Below are 9,645 nucleotides of genomic sequence, written 5' to 3'. Positions count from 1 at the left end.
AACAAGTGACTACTGGTTTACAGTAGAGTACGACGAACCAAGCGACGGAGTACGTAAAGAATTTAAAGCCCATTTTAGTTTAAAAAGATAAATTGAATTGTAAATACAAAAAGCCTGAACATTTTAATGTGTTCAGGCTTTTTTTTGCTTTAAAGTGTTTGAAGTAAAGACCATATTTACTTTTCTTGTCTACGAACAGGTAAATTCATTAAGAGAAGTATAAAGCTTACCCTAAGCATTGCTAGATGGCTGTCTAAGCTAAATTTTTATAAGTTGATTTTCTTATAAGATAAGTATATAAAACTTGGACTCATACTAAGGTTTAATAAATACATTTGATCAATATCTAGTATGTATTTAAAATCACTGTTAAGTCTGAATTTTAAATCATTAGAATATGAGTTCTTAAAAGGAATAGAATGGCCTTTTCTAATATGAAACAAAAAAAGACGCGAACATATTGAATACGTTCACGTCTTTTTTTTACTTTTTAAGTTGGCTTTATTTATAAATTAAAGCCTAATGTTAAAACAAAGTCAGTAAGTTTAGACTCAATTTGTGCCGTATCTGTTAAACCTTCTGTGTATAATTGGTAATTATAATCACGTTCGGATTGGCTGAAGGCAAAATCTATATTAAGATTACCAAAACTATATCCTAAACCTAAAGAGTATCCGTTAAGGTCACCATAAAAATTATCATTCTTATAAGGGCTTTCTTCAAAACGATAACCTCCCCTAAAACTAATTTGCTTAAAACGATATTCGCCTCCCAGTCTATAAGATACAGCCGAGTCTAAGTTATTGCTGATACTATTATTTAAACTAGAGAAAAGAGCTTCTGTTGTTGGTTTAAATTTTGAATTACTATAATCTTTTACGGCATAATCAAAACTTAATAAACCTGTTTTTCCAAAAACATAAGCCAAGCTTCCGGTAACTTTACCAGGAGTTTGTAATTTATATTCTTCATAAATATTAATTACATTCGGGTTTACAACTTGACTAAGGTTAGATCCACCCTCTAGCCTAGAAGTTGCTAGATATTGTGATGTTTCGTCAGAAATTCTATACCAAGTAGGTGAGTTGTAAGATAAGCCTACTCTTAATTCTTCAGTAATTTTAGCAATTCCGCCTAATTGAAAAGAAAAGCCACTACCTGTAGTTAGTAAATTGTTTTCAAAATCCACACGATTAACTAATGAACTCGCATTTGAATTGGACTCGTTAAGAAGTGTCGTTCGTTCATAATTAATAAAGTGTGAGTTCAGATTCAACCCAAAATAAAGTCTATCATTATAACTTGTTGCAACGTTAAATGCCAGTTTCCCATTATAGCCTCTGCTAGAGTAAGCATAACGTTGATTATAGTTGCCACCATTTATATTTGTAACATATTCTGTGTTTTCATCTGTATTATTTGAGGGATCAATGATAAATCCTTCATAACCTAAAAATGCTTGCTGGTTTCTATAGCCATAAAATGATCCTATTTCAGAATAAGCTTCTGATATTGACTCACCAGGCAAGGCTGAAATTTCATCTAACCGTAACCCTTGCGCATTAGACAGAAAATAATCACCTATTGTTCGGTTTGGGTTTACACCATTAGCAACCCAGTCGTTATCAAAATCAGCAGAACGATCATAGGCAAAACTTAAAGCGAATTTATTCCAACCTGAGTTTCCGTTCGTGTTTTTAAAAATAAATGCAGCACCAAGCTGATTTAAATCGACATTAGAATTTGAAGAGGTATTCATCCCATTAAAATAACTAACATCATTATTGGTATTCAATAAACCTAATGATATTGAACCATGACTATTATTAAATACAGCAGAACCGGCAGGGTTAATATTAATACTAGACATGTCGCCCCCTAAGGCTCCAAATGCACCACCCATCGCTCTATAGCGAGCTGTGCCTTGAATTTCATCCATGGAATACCTAAGTGCATCTGTAATGTCTTGAGCTAAAATATAAGACGTGCTTAGTAAGCTTATGCTTAACATAAGTAACTTTTTCATATGTAATTTTTTTTATTTTGGACGTACTATTATTTTTATCCTCTACCACCTCGTCTACTACTGCTAGAAGAACTACCACCGCTCGATCTAGAACTACTTGAAGAAGATCTTACAGTCCCAGAAGATCTAGATGAACTACTAGAACTTGAACGAGCAGTTGATGAAGATCTTGTGCTTCTTGTTGGAGCTGTAGATCTTGTGGTTGTGGTTCTACTTGTACTTCTAGTTGTAGTAGGTCTTGTGACTCTTCTATTAGAATTCGATCTTGTTGTTGTAGAAGAATTTCTAATAGTACGGGTGGGGCTAGTTGTCGTTGCACTTCTAGATGTTCTTATTCTACTAGATGTATTCGATCTCAAACTACTATTAAGACTATTTCGAGATAGACTAGAAGAATTCGACAATCTACGAGATGAATAATCACTTCTAGATAATGCAGAGTTACTTCTACGACTTAAGTTACTATTGTATAATAAAGACCCTCTTCTAGTGTTGTTATAGGCATATCTGTTATTTCTGTAATAATTAGTATTCCAACCATAATTGTTATAACCATATCCCCAAGGGCTATAATGACCATAACCATAGCCATAACCGTTACCATAGTATCCGCCATAAGACCAATGATTATTCCATCCCCAATTATTCCATCCCCAAGGTCGTGCCCAACCATAGTGGCCATAGCCCCATCCGCTATTCCAATTCCATGGACTATTATATCCATACCAACCGTTATCGATATAATTAATAGTAACCGTATTGCTGTTTTGTCCCCAACCTCCGTAGGCAGGGCGTTGTTCTAAAGTATCTATTATTTGTTCAGTATAATTCCCTTCATAAGAATCTATATCTGTAAAAACTTCAGATTCTTCTTGTATAGCATCTACTTCAGCCGAATTTTCAGCGAAATAATTTTTATAATAATTAGAATCATTAGTTGAAGTCGTAATTACAGGTTCTTCTGTATCATTTTCGTACTCTTCAGTAGCATAAATGCCGTCATTGTCATAACCTGCATACTGAAACGAACCACAAGAAGTTAACACGGTTAATAAACCGAATGCAACAAAAAATGGCAATTTTTGAGTTATTATAGTTTTAAATTGCATATCTCTTTTATTTTATTGTTGAACATAGCAAAAATAGTTAGTTTTGCTGTATTATTTAATACATTTAACATAAGCACAATATTTGTGCCAAAACAAGGAAAATGAGCAAAAATCTTACGAGTAGAGCTGAAGATTATTCAAAATGGTACAATGAATTGGTTGTAAAAGCTGATTTAGCAGAAAATTCTGCCGTTAGAGGTTGTATGGTTATTAAACCTTATGGTTATGCTATTTGGGAAAAAATGCAAGCAGAATTAGATAGAATGTTTAAAGAAACAGGACATCAAAATGCGTATTTTCCATTATTTGTTCCTAAAAGTTTATTTGAAGCAGAGGAAAAGAATGCTGAAGGTTTTGCTAAAGAGTGTGCTGTAGTCACACATTATAGATTACAAAACGACCCTGATAACCCAGGAAAATTAAGAGTAGATCCTGAAGCTAAGCTTGAAGAGGAGTTGGTTGTAAGACCAACGAGCGAAGCTATCATATGGAATACTTATAAAGGTTGGATTCAAAGTTATAGAGATTTACCGATATTAATAAATCAATGGGCTAATGTTGTACGTTGGGAAATGCGAACGCGTTTGTTTTTACGTACAGCCGAATTTTTATGGCAAGAAGGACATACAGCACATGCTACTAAAGCTGAAGCATTAGTAGAAGCAGAGCAAATGAATGATGTTTATGCAGCGTTTGCTCAAAATTTTATGGCAATACCTGTTGTTAAAGGTGTGAAAACGGAAAGTGAGCGTTTTGCAGGTGCAGTAGAGACTTATTGTATAGAAGCTTTAATGCAAGATGGAAAAGCACTCCAAGCAGGGACATCTCATTTCTTAGGTCAAAATTTTGCAAAAGCTTTTGATGTTAAGTTTACTAATAATGAAGGTAAATTAGACCATGTATGGGCAACGTCTTGGGGAGTATCTACAAGATTGGTAGGGGCATTGATTATGACGCATAGTGATGATAAGGGTTTAGTGTTACCACCAAACTTAGCTCCATTTCAAGTGGTTATTGTACCTATATTTAAAACAGACGAACAGTTTGAAGCGATTTCAGAAAAAGCAGAAAGTATTATTAAAGAGCTAAAAGCATTAGGTGTTAGTTGTAAGTATGATAAAAGAACAACACATAGACCAGGAGCTAAATTTGCACAGCATGAATTACAAGGTGTGCCATTGCGAATTGCTATTGGTCCAAAAGATTTAGAAAATAATACCGTTGAATTGGCTAGACGTGATACTTTAACGAAAGAGAGTGTTCAAATTGATGATATAGCTTCAACTATAAAGGATCTTTTAGAGGTGATTCAGGACGAATTATTTTCTAAAGCTAAAAACTTCAGGGATGAACATACTACAGAAGTAAATGATTTTGAAACATTTAAAAAGATTTTAGAGACGAAAACTGGTTTTATCTCAGCACATTGGGATGGAACTGCAGAAACAGAACAAAAAATTAAGGAGCTTACAAAAGCGACCATTAGATGTATTCCTATGTCAAATAAAATGGAAAAAGGCACTTGTGTTTATAGCGGAAAACCATCGACGCAGCGCGTACTTTTTGCAAAAGCGTATTAATTTTCAAAAAAATTTAATTTGGTGTTGCAAAAGTAAAATATAGTTGTATATTTGCACCCGCAATGCAAACATTGCAGGTTCATTTAAATATTTTAATAACCAAATGGCCCGTTCGTCTATCGGCTAGGACGCATGGTTTTCATCCATGTAAGAGGGGTTCGATTCCCCTACGGGCTACAATTTTTAATAAGAAAATAATATAATGGCAAATCACAAGTCAGCTTTAAAAAGAATAAGAAGTAACGAAAAAAGACGTGTACTTAATAAATATCAGCATAAGACAACTCGTAATGCTATAAAAAAATTACGTGATATCACTGATGCTAAAGAAGCGCAAACTATGTTACCTTCTGTTATCAGTATGTTAGATAAATTAGCTAAGAAGAATATTATTCATGCTAATAAAGCTGGTAACTTAAAATCTCAGTTAACTAAGCATGTTGCTGCAATCTAATTGTAGTTTCTACTAAAATACTTAAAGTCTTTCCTTTTGGAAAGACTTTTTTTGTTTCTACTATTTTTTAATAGTGAAAAATAGTCTTAATCCATAAGCAGTGTTATTGTTAATTTAAGATAGGATTTTCATTATATCATAATAAGACGTTTCTGACGTATCTATAGCGCTTTAAGTTTAGATATGCAGATTCTTTAGCGATACAATCATTATTAATCTTAACTTTGCATTAAAATAGTTAATATGCATAAAGCAGGTTTTGTAAATATTATAGGTAATCCAAACGTTGGTAAATCCACTTTGATGAATGCTTTTATTGGTGAAAAATTATCAATAATTACATCAAAAGCACAAACAACAAGACATCGGATTTTAGGAATTGTGAATGGTGATGATTTTCAGGTTATATTAAGCGATACTCCAGGAATAATTAAACCAGCATATGAACTGCAAGAATCTATGATGGATTTTGTGAAATCAGCTTTTGATGATGCAGATGTTTTAATCTATATGGTTGAAATTGGAGAAAAGGAACTAAAAGATGAAGCCTTTTTTAATAAAATCACCAATTCTAAAATTCCTGTTTTATTATTATTGAATAAGATTGATAAATCCAATCAAGAACAATTAGAAGAACAATCTGTATTATGGCAAAGTAAAGTACCTAATGCTGAGTTTTTCCCTATATCAGCAACTGAAGGTTTTAATGTTCAGAATGTATTCGATAGAATTATAGAATTATTACCTGAGTCTCCTGCATTTTACCCAAAAGACCAATTAACAGATAAGCCTGAACGGTTTTTTGTAAACGAAGCTATTAGAGAAAAAATCTTAATTCATTATAAGAAGGAGATTCCGTATGCTGTTGAAGTAGATACAGAAGAGTTTTTTGAAGAAGATGACATTATTAGAATGCGTTCTGTTATTATGGTGGAGCGTGAAACTCAAAAAGGTATTATCATTGGTCATAAAGGCTCGGCGTTAAAACGTGTTGGAGTAGAAGCGCGCAAGGATTTAGAAAAATTCTTTGGAAAACAAGTGCACTTAGAATTGTATGTGAAAGTAAATAAGAACTGGAGAAGCAATCAGAATCAGCTAAAACGTTTTGGTTATAATCAACGATAAGCGCTAAGGGTTTCTTTCATAAAATTATTTAGTCGGTGCATTTCTGGTTTTCCTTTTGCACGTCCTAATCGACCTGCAAAATATAAGATGAACCAAAGGATAATCATAAATAGCGATGCAAATAATTGTATGGCATAATCGTTTCCCAGGTTAGCATTCGTATATGCCCAAACTCCAAACCCTAAACATAAAGCTGCTACTATAAAGTGAAAAAACATAAACATAGTCCAAACCGTTGGACTAGGTCCAAATAAGCCATGAACAATTGCTTTATGGCTTGTTTCTTCATTAATTTCTAAATGCAACTGCGGAGACCAAAAATGTTGCTCTTTTTTAGGGAACTTTATAAAAACATGGTCATCTATCCTAGAGACTATAAATTCTTTTTCAGACGTATTCATACCCTCGAAAACTTTTAATATCGTTTCATTGCTCGAATTAATTTCAAACTTAAATCGTGGTCTTAAAACGATATCATTAGGCAGTGCCATAGTTTATAGTGTCGCCATTTTAACGTAGAATAAGGAATTCACAACGTCTATTAATTGAGAATTCTGTTTCCGTACAGTTTTCACCGCAAGGAACTAATGGCTTCGTTTCCCCATAACCTTTAGACGTTAATCGTGTTCTAGGGATTCCGTTCTCTACAAGATATTCCAATGTAGCACGGGCTCTTTTCTCAGAAAGATCCATATTAAATTCATATCCTGCTCTAGAATCTGTATGTGCACCAAGTTGTATTTCCATCCTAGGGTATTTTGTCAGTAGTGCAACCAATACATCTAATGTTCTTGCGGCTTGTGGTTTAATATCCCATTTCGCAAAATCAAAATAAATATTCTCTAATTCGATATACGTATTGCCTTCGTCATCATCCGTAACGATTTCTTCAGCATCCTTATAAGATTCAATTTCTAACTCAATATTAAACTCAATATTACCTTTGTCATTAGTGTCAAAAAATTCAAGTTGAGGAATGTACTTTGGTTGAAACCCTTCAACGGAATATTTTTGACTTGGTTGCGTCGGAAGTTTATAGCGTCCATCTTCTCCGACTAATTGTTCGGCAATTACATTACCATCCTTATCAAATAATGTTACTGTGGTATTTGGAAGTATTTTTCCTGTGACTTTGTCTGTAACTAAACCTTCAATAAAATAGGTTCTTTCATTTTCGATACGTTTAAAAGTATAGATATTATCTAATCCAGATCTGTTAGACGATATATATCCTGTATTTATAGAATCAGCGATGACAAAGGCAAAATCATCTTTTTCACTATTTATAGTTTCTCCTAAATTAAGGGCATCTAAAAATTCATTATTACTAACACTACTTGCAAATAAATCTAAACCGCCAAAGCCATGTTTACCATTTGAAGAAAAATACAGCGTACTATCTGCAGCAATAAAGGGGAATTGTTCTCTGCGAATTGTATTAATATTTTCGCCTAAGTTAATTGGGGCACCAAAAGTATGATCGGCATAAACATCCACATAAAAAATATCAAATGAGCCTAAAGTACTTGGCATATCACTTGAAAAATATAACCGAGTTTCATCACTATTTAATGACGGGTGCATTGTGGAGTAGGTTTCACTTGAAAAAGAAACAGGTTCTATATTTTTCCACTCATCATCAATGAGTTCTGCTTTAAAAATACTTACAACAGCAATTTTTGTTGAATCTAAATCAATTCGTTTTTTTAGGTTTCTAGAAAAATACATGGTTTTGCCATCTTTGGTAAACACAGCATTACTTTCATGTTGTTTTACAGTATTGATTGCATCGCTAAGTGGTTGTATACTGTCTAAGGTTATATCATCGCCTTTTGAAACCACTCCTTCATATAAATCTAAATAAGGTTTACCATTCCAATTATAGTTTGGGTTCTCTATGTTTTTAGTGGATGCAAAAACAACTTTATCTCCATGAAGTCCAATTCCAAAACTAGAACCACCAACATCTTCTGTTAGATTCTTTAATTCATATTTATAAGGAACAATACGTTTTAGTAACTCCTTTAATTCATGTGTGTTTATGGTATCATTTAGATGTTGTGTCGAAATTTCATCTGCTTTTTCGTAATTCTTAGTGCCTTTTAAAACTTGAAAATATTTAAAATAAAAATCTTCGGTTAGCTCAGTATTAATTTTGGCATTATAAACCTGTTTGTATGCTTTGTAAGCTTTTTCAAACTCAGAATTATAATAATAACAATCTCCTAATTTTTCTAAATTTTCAGCCGTTTTGGGTAGGCTTGAAAAAATCTCGGCTGCCTCAACATAGGCTTTGTTTTCATAAAGAATGTTTGCTTTTTTTGATGATTGAGAAAAACACAGGGTTCCTGTTATTAAAGCCGCTAATAGTATATATAGTTTTAAGGTTTTCATGTGTATTCAATTAGAAAAATCTAGGGGATTTATCGTAGCCTTTGCCGAGATTACCGATGTTAAATAATAATAATAGTTCATGCGAACCAGAATTAAATCGTCCTAAATTAGAGATTGTGTGGTCGTAAGCATAACCAATACGAACCGCTGACGACATAGAAAAATTAACCATACCTGTTACCGAATCATCATAGCGATAACCAACTCCAAATTCTACTTTTTCATACATTAATACGTTAGCTGTTACATCTACAGATAATGGTGCATTGTTAACATACTTAGCCATAAAAGCAGGTTTAAATTTAAAGTTATCTCCAAAATTTAGAACATAGCCACCAGTTAAAAATAAATGCATGTTTTCTGAAGCTTCAGAAACAACTCCACTATCATCTTGAAGATGTTTGGTCTGTAATAAATTAGGTGCTGATAAGCCTAAGTAATAATTTTCTGAAAAATAATATAAACCGGCTCCAACATTAGGAAGGGTTCTATTTATATTTTCTGCAAATAAAGGATCAGGCAGTGGATCTGAATACACAAATCCATCAAAATTAGTACTGTAAAATGTGGCTCCTGCTTTTATTCCAAAAGATAAACTTGAATTATCACCTGCAGGAATAACATAGGCAATATCAGCATAAGCACTTGTTTGTTTAACAACATCACCAATTTCATCATGAACAAAAGAAAGACCACCTTCTAAACGATCTGCAATCTTAGAATGTATAAATAACGATCCGGTTGTTGGTCCGCCAATAGATCTAGCCCATTGTGATCTGTAAAGTAAACCGATGTTCATCGAAGTATCATCATCAGTTGCGTATGCAGGATTTATGACACTCATATTATACATATACTGTGTGTATTGCGGATCTTGTTGTGCATATGAAGAGAACCCTAAAAATAGAGTTATAATCGCAATGCTATATGTAGTTAATTTACGTATCATTTTAATAT

The 9,645-nt window shown here is 33.1% G+C and carries 8 protein-coding genes and 1 tRNA gene; 4 read left to right on the top strand and 5 right to left on the bottom strand.

Annotated elements, in window-relative coordinates; translation table 11 throughout:
- Positions 1-505: 505 nt before the first annotated feature.
- Together HM984_RS13540 and HM984_RS13535 are read right to left on the bottom strand one after the other, a co-directional pair.
- Positions 506-2,026, bottom strand: a complete 1,521-nt coding sequence (locus HM984_RS13540; RefSeq protein ID WP_179349526.1) for an OmpP1/FadL family transporter — start codon at positions 2,024-2,026, stop codon at positions 506-508.
- Between the two features lie 35 nt (positions 2,027-2,061).
- Positions 2,062-3,135 carry a hypothetical protein gene (locus tag HM984_RS13535; RefSeq protein WP_179349525.1) on the bottom strand — a complete coding sequence of 358 codons (1,074 nt, stop codon included), beginning with the start codon at positions 3,133-3,135 and terminating at the stop codon, positions 2,062-2,064.
- A 101-nt stretch (positions 3,136-3,236) separates the two neighbouring features.
- On the opposite strand from HM984_RS13535, the gene proS reads away from it, so the two are divergent.
- The 4 genes from proS (at position 3,237) to era (ending at position 6,294) form a co-directional block, all read left to right on the top strand.
- The gene (gene proS, locus HM984_RS13530; protein ID WP_179349524.1) at positions 3,237-4,715 is read left to right on the top strand and encodes a proline--tRNA ligase; all 1,479 of its coding nucleotides are present in this window, start codon (positions 3,237-3,239) and stop codon (positions 4,713-4,715) included.
- Between the two features lie 105 nt (positions 4,716-4,820).
- Positions 4,821-4,892: transfer RNA gene (locus HM984_RS13525), tRNA-Glu, on the top strand.
- Positions 4,893-4,917: 25 nt separating this feature from the next.
- Entirely contained in the window at positions 4,918-5,169 is a 252-nt protein-coding gene (gene rpsT, locus HM984_RS13520; RefSeq protein WP_020896549.1) for a 30S ribosomal protein S20, read from the top strand.
- A gap of 243 nt (positions 5,170-5,412) precedes the next feature.
- A complete protein-coding gene (gene era, locus HM984_RS13515) occupies positions 5,413-6,294 on the top strand; it encodes a GTPase Era (RefSeq protein WP_115809771.1) in 882 nt (293 codons plus the stop codon).
- On the opposite strand, the gene HM984_RS13510 is transcribed toward era, so the two are convergent.
- From HM984_RS13510 to HM984_RS13500, 3 genes are read right to left on the bottom strand one after another with little or no spacing between them, the layout of a single operon-like run.
- Entirely contained in the window at positions 6,285-6,785 is a 501-nt protein-coding gene (locus HM984_RS13510; protein WP_115809773.1) for a GTP-binding protein, read from the bottom strand. The genes era and HM984_RS13510 overlap by 10 nt on opposite strands.
- A gap of 19 nt (positions 6,786-6,804) precedes the next feature.
- On the bottom strand, positions 6,805-8,688 hold the full coding sequence (locus HM984_RS13505; protein WP_179349523.1) for an OmpA family protein: 1,884 nt from the start codon (positions 8,686-8,688) through the stop codon (positions 6,805-6,807).
- Positions 8,689-8,698: 10 nt separating this feature from the next.
- The gene (locus tag HM984_RS13500; RefSeq protein ID WP_081669506.1) at positions 8,699-9,637 is read right to left on the bottom strand and encodes a PorP/SprF family type IX secretion system membrane protein; all 939 of its coding nucleotides are present in this window, start codon (positions 9,635-9,637) and stop codon (positions 8,699-8,701) included.
- Between the last annotated feature and the right edge of the window lie 8 nt (positions 9,638-9,645).

It is taken from the genome of Winogradskyella pacifica (assembly GCF_013403915.1).
Lineage (GTDB): Bacteria > Bacteroidota > Bacteroidia > Flavobacteriales > Flavobacteriaceae > Winogradskyella > Winogradskyella pacifica.
The sequence above is the reverse complement of the archived record's forward strand: the minus strand, read 5'-3'. Positions and strand labels throughout refer to the sequence as shown.

Coding starts and splice junctions, on each gene's coding strand:
- proS (WP_179349524.1), top strand. CDS start 3,237: ATGAGCAAAAATCTTACGAGTAGAGCTGAAGATTATTCAAAATGGTAC.
- HM984_RS13505 (WP_179349523.1), bottom strand. CDS start 8,688: ATGAAAACCTTAAAACTATATATACTATTAGCGGCTTTAATAACAGGA.
- HM984_RS13535 (WP_179349525.1), bottom strand. CDS start 3,135: ATGCAATTTAAAACTATAATAACTCAAAAATTGCCATTTTTTGTTGCA.
- era (WP_115809771.1), top strand. CDS start 5,413: ATGCATAAAGCAGGTTTTGTAAATATTATAGGTAATCCAAACGTTGGT.
- rpsT (WP_020896549.1), top strand. CDS start 4,918: ATGGCAAATCACAAGTCAGCTTTAAAAAGAATAAGAAGTAACGAAAAA.
- HM984_RS13540 (WP_179349526.1), bottom strand. CDS start 2,026: ATGAAAAAGTTACTTATGTTAAGCATAAGCTTACTAAGCACGTCTTAT.
- HM984_RS13510 (WP_115809773.1), bottom strand. CDS start 6,785: ATGGCACTGCCTAATGATATCGTTTTAAGACCACGATTTAAGTTTGAA.
- HM984_RS13500 (WP_081669506.1), bottom strand. CDS start 9,637: ATGATACGTAAATTAACTACATATAGCATTGCGATTATAACTCTATTT.